A 12,911-nucleotide genomic window follows, 5' to 3' on the forward strand; every position below is an offset into this window, starting at 1 on the left:
CTGCAGGACCCGACGGCTATGGCAGCCAACCCAACACCGAGGGATACGCCATGCAATCACTCATGCAACAGCGCGCCGCCGGCCTGACGAAGGTTCCGCTGGACCTGGACGGTGCCATTAACTTCACCCAGGTGCTGGAGGCTCGCGCCGACGGCATCAAGGTCTCGCTGTCGGGTGACCGGAAATGATCGGCGAACCGTTGCCCAACCCGCGGGACGCAAACAACGGATTTTCCTCAAAGAAGAAATGATTTGGCGCCAGCTTGTGGCTGGCGCCGTTGTTTCAATGAAACGCTATTGGAGAGTTCAGTGCCGAGTGTTCGTGGCACTCGGCACTGGCATGCACCCCTGTGCATGACGGGGCGTTTTACTGCATGCAGAAACGCCCATTCCGACATCCTGTCGCTCCCCGAAAGGAGTGAATGAGTCAAACGCTGTCGATGCCCTCGGCGGCCGGAGCAGAAACCCTGGCCGGTGCGGTTTCGCGCAGGCAGGTGGCGACCAGCAGCCCGACCAGCACAGCGCCGAGTGCCAGATACATGGTGTTTTCGATGCCATGGTGCTGGGCGATATAACCGGCGATGGCCGGCGCGACGCCGCCACCGAAAATCTCGCCGATGCCGACTACCAGACCGGTGGCGGTGGAGGTCAGCGCCGCTGGAACCGACTCGCTGGTCAGCGGCCCGACGGTCATGCAGATCATGCTGAAGTTGAAAAAGATCGTCAGGAATAGCAGCGCGAACAATTTCACCGGCTCGGCACCCGTGCCCATCAGCAGCCACAGGAACACCCCGGTGGCCACGAACGAGATGAGCACCACCGGTTTGCGGCCGATACGGTCCGACACCGCCGGCATGATCAACTGCCCGAGAAAACCACCGAGGCCGATGGCCGACATCACAAAGCCCATCTGCTGCACCTGCAGGTGCAGATAGTCCATCAGGTAGTTGGGCATCATCACGCTGATGACGAACAGACAGGTGAGCATGCAAAACATGCCAACGATGTTCAGCCACACATTGCGAAAGCGCAGGGCATCCAGCCAGCCCGGTTGATCGGTAGCGGTGCGGCTTTCGGCTTTTTGCGGCGTGGCGGTGCGGGTTTCCCGCAGGTAGCGGTACATCGCCAGGGCCAGCAGGAAGCCCGGCAGCGAGACGATCACGAACACCCAACGCCAGGATGGCACGACCAACAGCAACTGCGTGGCCAGAATCGGTGCCAGCCCCAGGCCCAGGATCGGGAAGAACGCCTGTTGAATGCCGATGTTCATCCCGCGCCGCGCCGGGTGCGAAGACTCGGCCGTGGCCGCCAGTGCTGTCGGCGTGAAGGCGCCTTCGGAGATGCCCATGATCGCCCGAATCAGCATCAAGCCACCGATACCGGTGGCCAGACCGGACAGCCCCGCGAGCAACGAAAACACCAGCACCGCCGGGATCAGTACCTTGCGCCGGCCGATTCGATCGGACAGTCGGCCCATGAAAATCGAAGAAATACCCCAGGCCAGGCCCAAGACAGCGGTCACATTACCGAGGTCCTGATAGTCCAGGCCGAGGTCTTTCATCATCACCGGGAACAGTGGCAGGATGATGAACCGGTCCAGGCCCACCAGGCCGAAACCCAGTGCCAGCATGGCCACCGCTTTGAACTCGTAGCGAACATCCCACGCATGCTTGTTGTTATTCATGGTTGTTACTCGGATGGAGTTGAGGAGGGCCGCCGCACCAGCAACGCGGTTGCCAGGGGCTTAGAAATAAACCAGCGCTTCGACCAGCCCGGTCAGTTGGGTGCGGTCACGCCCGGCGCCGAACGGGTGATCGTCGGCATTGCCATCGAACATGTCGTAACGCACTTCGGGACGCAGCGAGATGTACTTGTTCAGGTCATAACGCAGGCCAGCGGTGACGGCATTGAAGTTGCCGCGGGCGGTGGAGGTGGGCAGCAGGATGAAACCGTCCGGGTCGGCGAAATGCTCGGCGCGCACCGAGTAAGAAAGGTCCGGCCGCTGCTGGTAAGTCAGCACCGCGTTCGCGCCCCACCAATGCGCGCCGTTGAAACCGGGGCCGTTGATGATGTCGACGGTGCTGGCTTTGCCGTCGCCGTCCTGATGGCCGTAGACCACTTCGGCGCCCATCGACCAGTTCGAGTCGAAGCGATGCCAGCCGTTGAGCGAGTGCTGCTGTTTGAATTGGCCGTCTGCCGACACCAGGCGCGAGGTCGGCTCCTGCACATCGCTGAAGCTGTCGTTCTGTTCATCGCCGAGGATGAATTCATAATCGATCCAGGTCTGCATGTCGGCGGTGCGCCAACGCATGGCACCCATCAGCGACTTGCTGTCGTTGTTGTCGCGCAGGTTGTTCCAGCCCTGCACCACGCCTAGCTCCACACCGAGAATCCCCGACTCACCGTTGTACAGGCGAGTTCCGAGCTGAACGCCACCCACGGTGCCGGGCTCGCTGACGAAGGCGTAGGTCTTGCTGGCGAAAGGGTTGCGCGCGGCACGGATGTTCGGCGGGATTTCATAACCGAGCGCCGGACCAAAAACCCCGGCCATGGCGGTGATGCCGGGACCGTAAGGCAAGTAAGCCGTGGCGGCGATGTTGGGGATGGCGAGGAATTTCTGTTTGTCACGCTGAGCCTTTGCCGGGTCGTCATCGCCCGGTGAGTTCACGCCCCAATGCATGTCCCAGCCTTGGGTCCGGGCGAATTGCGCATTGCGGCCGTAGTTCATCTCGAAGGTGAAACCGAAGGAGGCTTTGGTCGGCGCCGGGCCGGGCAGGGGCGTGATGCGCGGGATCATGTCGCCCTTGAGCGCTTTGTCGACGAACAGGTGCAGGCCGCCCCATTCCAGGCCTTCATCGGCGAAGCCCACCAGCGGCAGGTTGCTCAAGCCATCCTGACGCTCGTCGTGGGTCGAGCGGTTGTTGCGCGAGTAGCCCACGTCAAACAGACCGGAGACCGTGATCCCGTAATCCTTTTCCAGCGTGTCGCCGAACAGGCTGCGAAACAGCGTACCTTCACCGGTCTCGGGGGGTTCTGCCGCGTGAGCATTGAGCGTCGCGAAGGCGGCCAGAACCGCACCAAGGGTTTTCACTTTGATGGTGTGCATTGTCTCTCTCTTTTTCTTATTGTCAGAGTTTCAGAGGAAAGGGGCGTCCATGCCTCGGCAGATCGGTGTCAGACGTAACAGGCCTTCGCGTCGTTATCGACGGCGTTGTGGCGGGTGCTGTGTTGCAGTTGCTGGCGCAGTGAGCCGAGCAGCTTCGGCAGTTCCGACAGCTCGGCCACGCCGCCGTAACAGTAGTAGTCCGGGCGCACGACGAGAGCCTTGAGCCCGGCCTCGGTCATGAACTGCAAGTATTTGCCAGATACGTCGCGGTAGATGCCCTTGGCACTGTCGGCCACGCTGGCCAGTCGCACGACCTTGAGGTCGGATTCGTTGATGAATGCCAGCAGTTGCGGATCGAGCTGCGCCAAAGGGTCTTCGTCGCCCCTGACCAGCAGGTGGAAACCACGGCCTATGACGTCGTCATAGCGACCGACCTGGCCTCCGATTTCAATCGAACCGTGTACGCCGAGAATGCCGCGCAATTGACCGTCCTCCTGCAAAAGTCCATCGGTCAGGCCGGGGAACGGCGGCAGCGGTGCAACGTTGCCGCTCAGGTAAGCTGCGTCACGCTCGGCAGCCTCCACCGGGTCTGACACGCAGACCACTTTGCCCATGGCCATCGACGCTTCGATCACCGCGCGGATCTGCGGCTTGCGCTCCAGGGTGTAGCTGTCCAGCAGGGTGTTGTCGGCCAGACCGCGCAGCAACAGGTCCAGGCGCCAGGACAGGTTCCACGCATCGCGAATGCCCGAGCACATGCCCTGGCCCATGAACGGTGGCATCACGTGGGCCGCGTCGCCGGCCAGCAGCACCCGGCCGCTGTGCCAGTTCGCGGCGATGCGCGAGCGGAACTGATAGACCGCGTGGCGCACCAGGTCGGCGGTGTCCGGCGTGACCCAACGCGACAGCAGCGACCAGACCTTGTCGGTGTCTTGCAGGTCCTCGATGGTTTCGTGGGGCAGGCGCATGAATTCCCAGCGGCGATAGCCGGGGCCGCCGGGCACCATGGTGGTCGGGCGCTCGGGGTTGCACCATTGGCCGATGTCCGGCACGTCCAGTTGCACACCGGGCTTTGGCTGCAGGTCGACCACCAACCAGTCTTCCTGGAAACCCAGGTCCTGCCATTCAATGCCCAGCGACTGGCGCACGAAACTGTTGGCGCCGTCGGCACCGATCACGTAGCGAGCGCGAACGCTTTGCTGTTCTTCACCGAGGGCGAATTTGCCGTTCTGGCGGATCACCCTGTTGAGCGCCATGTCACAGCCATTCGCGTCCTGCTTGAGTGCAGTGGCTTCCCAGCCCTGATGAATCTGCACGTTGCCGATGCTCTTGGCCTTGCGGTCCAGTGCGGCTTCCAGCGAAGGTTGGTTGAACAGGTAGCCGAACGGTCCGTCGCTGATGGATTCGGCCGACCAGTCGATCTCCACCAGCACTTTCCAGTCAGCGTTGAACCACTGATAGCGCGCCGACGGCTGGGAGATTTTCGCCAGCTCTTCGCCAAGGCCCATGGACAAGAAAATGCGGCGGATCTCATGATCGTAAAACACCGCGCGTGGCAGCGGATAAAGCGCCGGCCAGCGTTCGAAGACGGCGACCGAGTAACCCATCTGACCCAACAGAATGGCCAGGGTCTGGCCGACAGGACCGTAACCGGCGATGGCGACATCGACTGTGGTGTGCTGATTCATGACTGTGCCTCGTGTACTGCTCAATGATGTCCGGACATGGCCGGGCCCGTCGCGCGTGTCAGTGGACTCGCGCGATGCAGGAAGTCGGGTTGGCTGAGGGGGGGCTCAGGCCGGTGCCGGAGTGTCCGCTTCAGTATTGAAAATGAAGTTGTCCGGCACGTTCGGCCCCCACAGGTACAGGGAGCTTTCCGGTGGGAAATCGCTGGCGGGCCATTCGACGCCTTGGTCGATGTAGTCGATGTCGGCCGAGTATTCGCAGAACGAACCCCACGGGTCCTGCACGTAATGGAAATAGTTGGAGCCCAGACAATGACGACCGGTGCCCCAGCCTTTTGTGTGCCCGGCAGCTGCCATCTGCGAAGCGCCAGCGCCGACTTCGTTGATGTTGTCGACTTCCCAGGCCGCGTGGTGCCAGCCTTTGGCGCTGCTCTTGGCGAAGGCCACCAGATGATGATCGCAGCCGTGCGGCGCGTGGCTGAAGGCGATGATGTCCAACGATTTGTCGGAAAGCTTCAGGCCCAGCGCTTGTTCGTAAAAGTGCAGGGCGCCAAGGACGTCCGGCGTGAACAGCAGGACATGGGACAGGCGACGCGGACGGATGAGGGCCTGTCCATCGCGCGTGGTTGCGCCACGGTTATTGGCCGGAGTGCTACGGGTAAGGTGGTCAGTCTTCTGATCAGGCATGGTTTTTTCGCCGACCTTGACTTGCAACAGGTTGCCATCGGGATCGCGGAACCAGATGCCTTCGCCGGGATGATCTTCAAAACGCCCGCCAGCGGTTTCGATCTGCTGGCGTAGCGCCGGGAAGTCCTGCTCGTAGCAATTGAAGCTCAGGTAGGCCATGGATTTGGCGGCGGCAGGCAGGATTTTTGCCCACACATGCCCGTCGGCAGCCCGCAGCAGGAGCTGGCCCGGCTGACGTTCCACATCGAGGCCGAAGCTTTCAAAGAATTGGCAGGCTTCGTCCAGCGATGGAACGTTCAGTGCGTAGTGATCGATTGAATGCACACCATGGGACACGCTCATGATTGCCTCCATTTTCAATTATTGTAGTTATTGTACGCAGGGCTGTCGGGCGGCCCTGCGCTGAGTCGAATCAGTGTGATCAGGCTTCGTCGACCACCGGGTTCACCAGCTTGCCGATACCTTCGATGGACACTTCCACCACGTCACCGGCCTTCAGGTACACCTTCGGGTTCATGCCGAAGCCGACGCCTGCCGGGGTGCCGCTGACAATCACGTCGCCGGCTTCCAGGGTCACCGCTTGGCTCAGGGTCGAAATGATGGTGGCCACGTCGAACAGCATGTCGTTGGTGTTGGCCGATTGCACAACTTTACCGTTGACCCGGGTTTCCAGCAGCAAGCCCTTGCCACCTACCGGCAATTCATCGACGGTGACCAGCACCGGGCCGAATGCACCGGTGTCATCGAAGTTTTTGCCCACGGTCCACTGCGGCGAAATGAATTGGTACTCGCGCACGGAGCCTTCGTTGAACAACGCGTAGCCGGCAACATGGGTTAGCGCATCTTCCTTGCTGATGTGACGGCCGCCGCTTTTCAACACCACGGCCATTTCACCCTCGTAGTCGAGGCTGTCGGATACCCGTGGGCGAATCAGCGGTTTGTTGTGGGCGGTCAGGCTGGAGTTCCAGCGCGGGAACAGGGTCGGGTAATCAGGTTGGGCGTACGGCGATTCCTTGGTGTGGTCGGCATAGTTCAGACCCACGCAAACGATCTTGGTCGGACGCGCCATCAGGGGCAGGTAGGCGTCTTCGGCAATCTCGACCAGCGCACCGCTGGCTTCGGTGCCGTGAGTGGTCAGGTCCACGCCACGAGCCAGCAGGGACTCAAGCGACTCGGTGCCCAGAACGCGTACACCTTCGGCAGTAACGACACCCAGGACAGGTTGGCCTTGATTGAGGAAACGAACGTAGCGCATGACGGTTTCTCTTGTTGGAGTGAAAAAGGGCCGGCGTGATGGGCAGCCGACCGCTTAGCCATAAAGCTAGGCTCAATAAAATATATCGTCAACAAGAAAATATATATTTTGATGAATGTGATAAATTTTTGGTTCTGTGTATGATTCAACGGACAACGCAAAAAGGAGTCGAGCGTGAATTCCCCTCAGATCAACTGGCAATCCGCGGAGCCCGCGGAAAAACGCACCATGGCCTCGCAACTCGAAGCCAGGATTCGCCAGGACATCATCAACGGTCATCTGGCCCCAGGCAGCCGCCTGCGCCTCAAGGAGCTGGCCGAAGCGTACGACGTCGGGGTCATTCCGTTGCGCGAAGCGCTGTCGCGCCTGGCCAGCAGTGGCTTCGTCTCGGCAGCCGACCAGAAAGGCTTCAGCGTCGGGCAGATTACCGCCGCGGAAATTGCCGACATCACCGCCGCTCGGCTGCACATCGAATGCAAAGCGCTGGCCGATTCGATTCGCCAGGGCGATGTGGAATGGGAGAGCCGCGTACTGGCCGCGCATCACCGGCTCGATCGCCTGACCATCGTCGAAGGCCCCGAGCGCCTGCTCAAGCCGGAATGGGAAAATGCCCATGAACTCTTTCATCAGGCATTGATTTCCAGCTGTAACTCTCCGACGTTGTTGCGGTTGTGCTCAGCATTGCGCGATCAGACAGCACGCTATCGCTTCCTGTCGATGCATTACAAGGAGAGCAGTCAACGGGATGTTCCCCACGAGCATCGGCAGTTGATGGACGCGGCGCTGGCCAAGGACATCGACAAGGCGTGCGAGATGTTGTCCAGCCATTACCAGACGACGACGGATTCGGTGTTGAAGCACGCGTTGCTGGTCTAGGCCGGCGAGCCCTTTGGCGTGCAATCAATACTCTTTGGTCGCTTAGCGAGCAGGCAGCATTCGGTTTTATCGATTTCAAAACACCACCCGACGCACCCACCCACTCAACGGCACCACCTGATGACCCGGCCCCGGCAACAACCGCCCAGCCAGTCCCATGCCTTCGCTGACCAATACCGCGTCTTCCACCACGCACAAGTTGGATGGGGTATCCAGGTCATGGGCGAGCACGGTGATCTGGGCAGTTTGCAGATTGCAGCTCAGCAGTCGGCCGCTGAACCGGGTAAAGCCGCCGTGAAGCGCTTCGCCGTTCCAGTCAGGCAGCAAGGGTTGTTGCACGCTGTCGCAGAGTTCCAGCACCAGTACATTGCCTTTCGGGCATAACGCCAGTCCGGTGGGCAGTTGCAGTCCGCTGATGAGCCTGTCGATCTGTCCGCTGGCGGGCCAGACGCGGATCACCTGGCCGGCCTTGTCGGCGAAGTCGATGCCCTTGCGGGTCGGGTCGGTGCGCAGTTCGCCGGAGAACAGGCTGATGAGCACGGCGTCTGTCGCCGGTTCGTACACCAGGGTGACCGGGACGGCTTCCTGGCCCTGGTCCAGGTCGGGCAGTTGGACCAATACCCGTTCGTCCTGGCCGGGGGCGAACTCCACCAATTGATTGGTATCGGGTTTGACGGCCAGCCAGCTGCGGCGGGTCGGGTGGTAGCACAGCGCATTGAGGTTGCCTCGGCTGTGAAACACTGGTTCGGGCGGTGTGTATTGCAGGTCCAGCAGTTTGGAACCCCCGACGTAATCGGTCTGGCTGACCAGGCAGCGCCCGTCGCCGCAGGCGATGTCCGACAGCCCCATGATTTCATCGCGGAACATGCGCGCCTGCATGTTCATGGCGCGAAAACCGTCGGCCAGTGTTTCCCGGGGCAGGTAGGCGCCGGGGTTGTTCATATCGGGTCGCAGTCGGCTGATGCGACCACTGAAGGTCTGTTCCGGCAGGCCTGAACCGGCTTCGACCAGCAGCAGGCTGCCGTCGGCCTGCACACAAAGGCCGCGCGGGTTCAGCAGGCCTTCGGCGATGATAGTGCTGGCACGCAGGGTTTCGCTGGGTCGCGCAGGGATATGCATGGGCATGAGTTTCTCTCCGTGTGAATAGGGGGCGATCACTGCGGCGGTTGCCACGGTTCACCGGTGAGATAGGCCCGCAGCAGCGCCCGCTGGCAGAGCGACATCGAGCGCACTACGGGCATGAACAGGGTGGTGCCTTTGTAGGCGTCCGAGGTGCGAGCGAGAATGGGGTTCTTGGCGCCCATGATCGCGTCGGGTTGATTCAACGGGATGTAGCGTGACATGGCGGGGAAGGCCAGGTAGTGAAAACGCAGGACGTTCGGGTACATCAGCGGCCAGGTGATGGTGGTGCCCTGGGGAATGCCGAAATCGGTCTGGGCGTACTTGCGAAAGTTGGTGAGCCAGGCGCTGCTGGTGAAGCCTTTGGCCGTGCAGGTCAGCGCGACGAAACCGGCCTGGGCGGCGCTGCCCGGCTTGAGGGTGACGGGGAAACTGACTGAAAGCTCGCCCGCGTTTACGGTCAGCGAATCCGGGAAATCGAGAAAGTCCCAGTACTTCGGATCAACGTACACGGGCGCAGGTGGCCCTGGCTTCAGGTCTATTTCGGTAGCGCTGGGGACCGCTCCGCCCAGGTACCTGACCTGCAGGGTGACCGATAGGCCATTGGGGTAGTCCTCCAGATAGACGTTGCGCTGGTCGGCATAGATCCGATAGGTCGATTCGGTGACCTGCAACGTGGTGTCGGCGACGGTGCCTGGCGCGTTGATCGCCAGGGCATTGGCCTGCACGGCCTGTTGTTGGGTCGTGGTCAGGGGCAGGTCGACGATGCCGCCATACACGTAGTAGTCGAGCAACGGGCTGTGGGTCGGGTCCAGGGCGCCCAGGGGGGTGGTGCCGGCGGTGATGGTGACTGTGCCGTAATTCGCATTGGGCCCGATGGGGCTGGTGATGTCGTCCCTGACCGCCCGGAAGGTTTCCTTCGGGATGACGTTTACCATGTCGATGCTCAGGTAGCTGTTGTTTTCGCCCAGGTCGGCATAACCGGCGTTCCCTGTGCACGGGTTGACCAGTTGCCGACCGGGCTGGCAGCCCAGCGGCTCGTCGGCGAAGGCCGGGGCGAGTGTGCCGATGACCCGGCCGATGCTCGGGTTGGGCGTGTATTTGCCGGCGGCGTAATCGGCGTCCAGCTGTGCGGTGGTCATGGTCGGGCACATCTCGAACATGACGAAGCGCAGGACGATGCCTGTCGCGCCCGGCGCCTGGATGATCGAGCGCAGCCCACTGCTGTTCTGGTTCCAGCTGACGATGCTGCTCAGGGGGAAGGTCAGCTGGAAGGTCCCGCTGGCGTGGAAGGAGCCTGGCGCATCCATTGTGGCCGGCAGCAGCACTCGGCCCGCCACGTCGAAACTGCTGCACACGGCATTGCTGTGGATCAACAGCTGTATGTCGTTGGTGCCGCCGATTTGCAGGCCGCCGACGAAGATTTGCGTAGTGGTCGAGGCGGTGGGGTCCAGGTCCACCATCATCGGGCCGGAAACGGGGGCCTGTTGGGTCAGCGGATCCACCGAGCCGAGCAGGTAGACCGGCTGGCCCACCAGGTCACCGGTGGTGCTGACACTGCCCGGAGCACCTTGAGAGCTGATCAAGGCATTCTGCATGTCGACCACGTGTTGCCCGTAGTGATTCCAGCCGCCGGCGGTGTACTTCTTGCCGTTGGGCGCGTTGATCATGCTGTTCAACTGGTCATCGGTATAAGACTGGGCGCCGGGTGCCAGGGTCGAGGTGGTCAGGTCGAAGAGCGGCCACTTGGCATTGCCGTCGTAAGGAATGGTCGGGGAGTTGTTCGGCACGCTGACGTCCGTGCGGATGCCGCCCCAGAAATTCAATCGTGGTCCGTTCAGGATGCTCATGCTCTATTCCTCGTCCTTGATGGTTATGGCGGCAGGCGAATTGGCGAATTTGAACAGGTAGGAAAAGTCGGCCTTGTAGGGGTTTTTGACCGGTGTCGCCATGGAGTGGCAGTTCATGCAGCTGCTGTTGGGCTGGATATAGCTTTCCATGGTCACGTTGGCCGAGAGCGCCGGGGTCGGCTGGCCCAGGGGATTGCTGGGGTTGTCCGGCATCAGCGGGCGCTGGGTGGTGATGAGTTGGTAATACTTCAGCACGCTGTTGCGCAGGTCCGGGTCGCTGCGGTAGCGGGCGTTGACCTCCTGGGTGACTCCGGCAATCGGCGTGACCCGGTTCAGCGGGTTCGGCGTCTGGAAAGTGGTGCCGGGCTTGGGCACGCAGACCAGGTGGCCGCCTTGGGTCTGCCAGTCGCAGGGGGACTGGTTGAGACTGGCGGCGGGGGTGCTGGCGTTGAAGTAGGAATAGGCTGTGCCCGTTGCCGGCTGATCGACCCACTGACCGTGCTCCAGCGTTTTGGGCGCAACGTTGTCGATCTGCTCGAAGGTTGACCAGATCCACTGCGGATAACCGTTCACCTTGGTGATCAGGTGCAGGCCCACCAGGCCCAGGTAGGCTTCGGTGACACCGTTACGCTGGCCCTGGTCATCGAAGGTGGCGACGCGGGCGAACTGGGTCAGGTAGTGGCTGGCATTGTCATTGGACGTGAGGATGCGCCAGCTCGACTTGACCTCGATGACGCCGTTGGGGAAGTTGATGTTACTGGCCTTGGAGACGATATTGGCGTTGTAGAACTGGTTGTTGACGATGTAGTCGTAGGAGGTCTCGTTGGCCGAGATGTCGTAGTAGGTCGGGTTGCCGGCCTGGTCGATCAGCCAGCCGCCGACGGCCTGGTCGACGGCATTCACCTGGGTGCTGTTCTTCAGCGCGGCGATGTTGATGATGCCCAGGCTCTTGGCCGCCTGCGGGGTATTCCAGGGGCCCGGGTCGGCCCCTTGTGGCAGAAAGATTTCCGCCACGGTCTTGTAGGTTTGCCAGACGGTGTAGCCGGGGTCCCCAGGCTGTTTGCTGCAATCGGGATCACCGCGCTGCCCATTCTGCGCGGGCCAGTTCAAGGCGATGAACAACTGCCAGCTGTACTGATCGAACAGGTCCTGGCTGGCGTTGGCGGCGGGTGCCGTGGTCGGGGGTTGGCAATTCAGGCTGGTCTGTGTCGGTGTGTTCCGGGCCTGGGTTTGATCCAGCGCCAGGGCCGGCAAACTGGCGAGCCCCAGCAACAGCATGGTGAACGTTTTCATGGCAATCCTTCGTCTTGAGTCGATTCACTGTGGGAAGGAGCAAGCTCCCTCCCACACACTCATTCCAAATCCATAAATGAATCGTCAGGGTTTGCGCTGCATCAGTTTGTTCCACTGGGCTTTTTGGCCGTTGCTCTGTGAAGCCGGTGGCTCGAACAGCTGGCAGGGCGGTGGATTGGACGGGCACATCGCGGCGACCTGTGCCCAGGTCTGGGCCGGATCAGGCTTGGCGATACGGAAGTGGGTGTAGTTCTGGCTGACAATCGGTGCGTTGGCGACGCTGGTGTCACCGGAGAAATAGAACGACTGCGCAGGCCGGTAGGGTGGTTGGCCAGCCATCTTCTTGTAGAAGGCGTAGCCGAACAGGATCGGCCCTTGCGGCGAGTCGAGGTCCAGGGCGTAGGCCTGCACGCTGCCGTCGAGGTTCTTGCTGCGCTCGGCGCTGTAGGGCAAATGCTGGATGAAGTCTTGCCTTGGCGGATGATTCATCGGCGAGAACATGCAGCAGGCCGGCATGTCCTTGGGGCGGTCCTGCGGGTAGGTCAGGAAGTACGCCTTGTTGCCCAGGGACACGAAGGAGCAGGTGTAGTTGTTGTTCTTGATCGGGAAAATCGGCAGGCAGTATTTCTCGTAGTGCTCCATCATCGCGCCGAAGCCGTCGCCATCCGGTGGGATGTAGGTGGTGTCGTAGTAGCTTGTCCCGCGGGAGACGGTGTAGTCCGCCGGGCTGAGGGTAGTGGGTGGATTGCTGTAGGGCGGCGGGTTCTTCTCGTAGTTGTGCATCACCCGGTACATGGTCCAGTCACTGATCCAGAACGCCGGGAAAAACGGATCGGACGGGTCGCCCGGCGCGCGTTTGGCGATGCAGTTGCCGTTCTGTTCGTTGCAGCCTTCGGTGTTGTGCACCCCCATGGTGAAGTACACGGCGCCGCTGTCCTGCTGGGCTAAAACGCAAGGGCTGAGCAGCAGGGTCAGCAGCAACAGCCGTTTCAAAATGCTGGCTTTCATATGTCACTCCTGTGAAATGCCGGGCGGCGGGTT

At 61.5% G+C, this 12,911-nt stretch carries 11 protein-coding genes; 2 read left to right on the top strand and 9 right to left on the bottom strand.

Features of this window, described 5'->3' with window-relative positions; all coding sequences use genetic code 11:
• Positions 1-50: 50 nt before the first annotated feature.
• On the top strand, positions 51-188 hold the full coding sequence (locus J7E36_RS00900) for a hypothetical protein (RefSeq protein WP_214998978.1): 138 nt from the start codon (positions 51-53) through the stop codon (positions 186-188).
• A gap of 238 nt (positions 189-426) precedes the next feature.
• Here J7E36_RS00900 and J7E36_RS00905 read toward each other — a convergent pair whose 3' ends face one another.
• The 5 genes from J7E36_RS00905 to J7E36_RS00925 form a co-directional block, all read right to left on the bottom strand.
• Positions 427-1,683 (bottom strand): MFS transporter, encoded by a 1,257-nt coding sequence (locus tag J7E36_RS00905; RefSeq protein WP_214998980.1) that lies wholly within the window; start codon positions 1,681-1,683, stop codon positions 427-429.
• Between the two features lie 60 nt (positions 1,684-1,743).
• Positions 1,744-3,105 carry an outer membrane beta-barrel protein gene (locus J7E36_RS00910; protein WP_214998982.1) on the bottom strand — a complete coding sequence of 454 codons (1,362 nt, stop codon included), beginning with the start codon at positions 3,103-3,105 and terminating at the stop codon, positions 1,744-1,746.
• Between the two features lie 68 nt (positions 3,106-3,173).
• Positions 3,174-4,793 (bottom strand): bifunctional 3-(3-hydroxy-phenyl)propionate/3-hydroxycinnamic acid hydroxylase, encoded by a 1,620-nt coding sequence (locus tag J7E36_RS00915; RefSeq protein WP_214998984.1) that lies wholly within the window; start codon positions 4,791-4,793, stop codon positions 3,174-3,176.
• Positions 4,794-4,898: 105 nt separating this feature from the next.
• The gene (locus tag J7E36_RS00920) at positions 4,899-5,819 is read right to left on the bottom strand and encodes a VOC family protein (protein WP_214998986.1); all 921 of its coding nucleotides are present in this window, start codon (positions 5,817-5,819) and stop codon (positions 4,899-4,901) included.
• Between the two features lie 79 nt (positions 5,820-5,898).
• On the bottom strand, positions 5,899-6,732 hold the full coding sequence (locus tag J7E36_RS00925) for a fumarylacetoacetate hydrolase family protein (RefSeq protein ID WP_214998989.1): 834 nt from the start codon (positions 6,730-6,732) through the stop codon (positions 5,899-5,901).
• A gap of 174 nt (positions 6,733-6,906) precedes the next feature.
• Between J7E36_RS00925 and J7E36_RS00930 the strand changes: the two genes are divergently transcribed.
• Positions 6,907-7,608 (top strand): GntR family transcriptional regulator, encoded by a 702-nt coding sequence (locus tag J7E36_RS00930; RefSeq protein WP_231286349.1) that lies wholly within the window; start codon positions 6,907-6,909, stop codon positions 7,606-7,608.
• 75 nt (positions 7,609-7,683) lie between these two features.
• Here the strand turns inward: J7E36_RS00930 and J7E36_RS00935 are convergent, their stop codons facing one another.
• From J7E36_RS00935 to J7E36_RS00950, 4 genes are all read right to left on the bottom strand, one after another.
• Positions 7,684-8,733 carry a hypothetical protein gene (locus J7E36_RS00935; RefSeq protein WP_214998991.1) on the bottom strand — a complete coding sequence of 350 codons (1,050 nt, stop codon included), beginning with the start codon at positions 8,731-8,733 and terminating at the stop codon, positions 7,684-7,686.
• 29 nt (positions 8,734-8,762) lie between these two features.
• Positions 8,763-10,577 carry a hypothetical protein gene (locus tag J7E36_RS00940; RefSeq protein WP_214998993.1) on the bottom strand — a complete coding sequence of 605 codons (1,815 nt, stop codon included), beginning with the start codon at positions 10,575-10,577 and terminating at the stop codon, positions 8,763-8,765.
• 3 nt (positions 10,578-10,580) lie between these two features.
• Positions 10,581-11,870: a hypothetical protein gene (locus J7E36_RS00945; RefSeq protein ID WP_214998995.1), complete on the bottom strand. Its 1,290-nt coding sequence runs from the start codon at positions 11,868-11,870 to the stop codon at positions 10,581-10,583.
• Between the two features lie 84 nt (positions 11,871-11,954).
• Positions 11,955-12,878, bottom strand: a complete 924-nt coding sequence (locus J7E36_RS00950) for a hypothetical protein (RefSeq protein ID WP_214998997.1) — start codon at positions 12,876-12,878, stop codon at positions 11,955-11,957.
• Positions 12,879-12,911 lie beyond the last annotated feature (33 nt).

Origin of the sequence: Pseudomonas fluorescens (assembly GCF_018614775.1) — a bacterium.
In the GTDB taxonomy this organism is placed as follows: Bacteria; Pseudomonadota; Gammaproteobacteria; order Pseudomonadales; family Pseudomonadaceae; genus Aquipseudomonas; species Aquipseudomonas fluorescens_BY.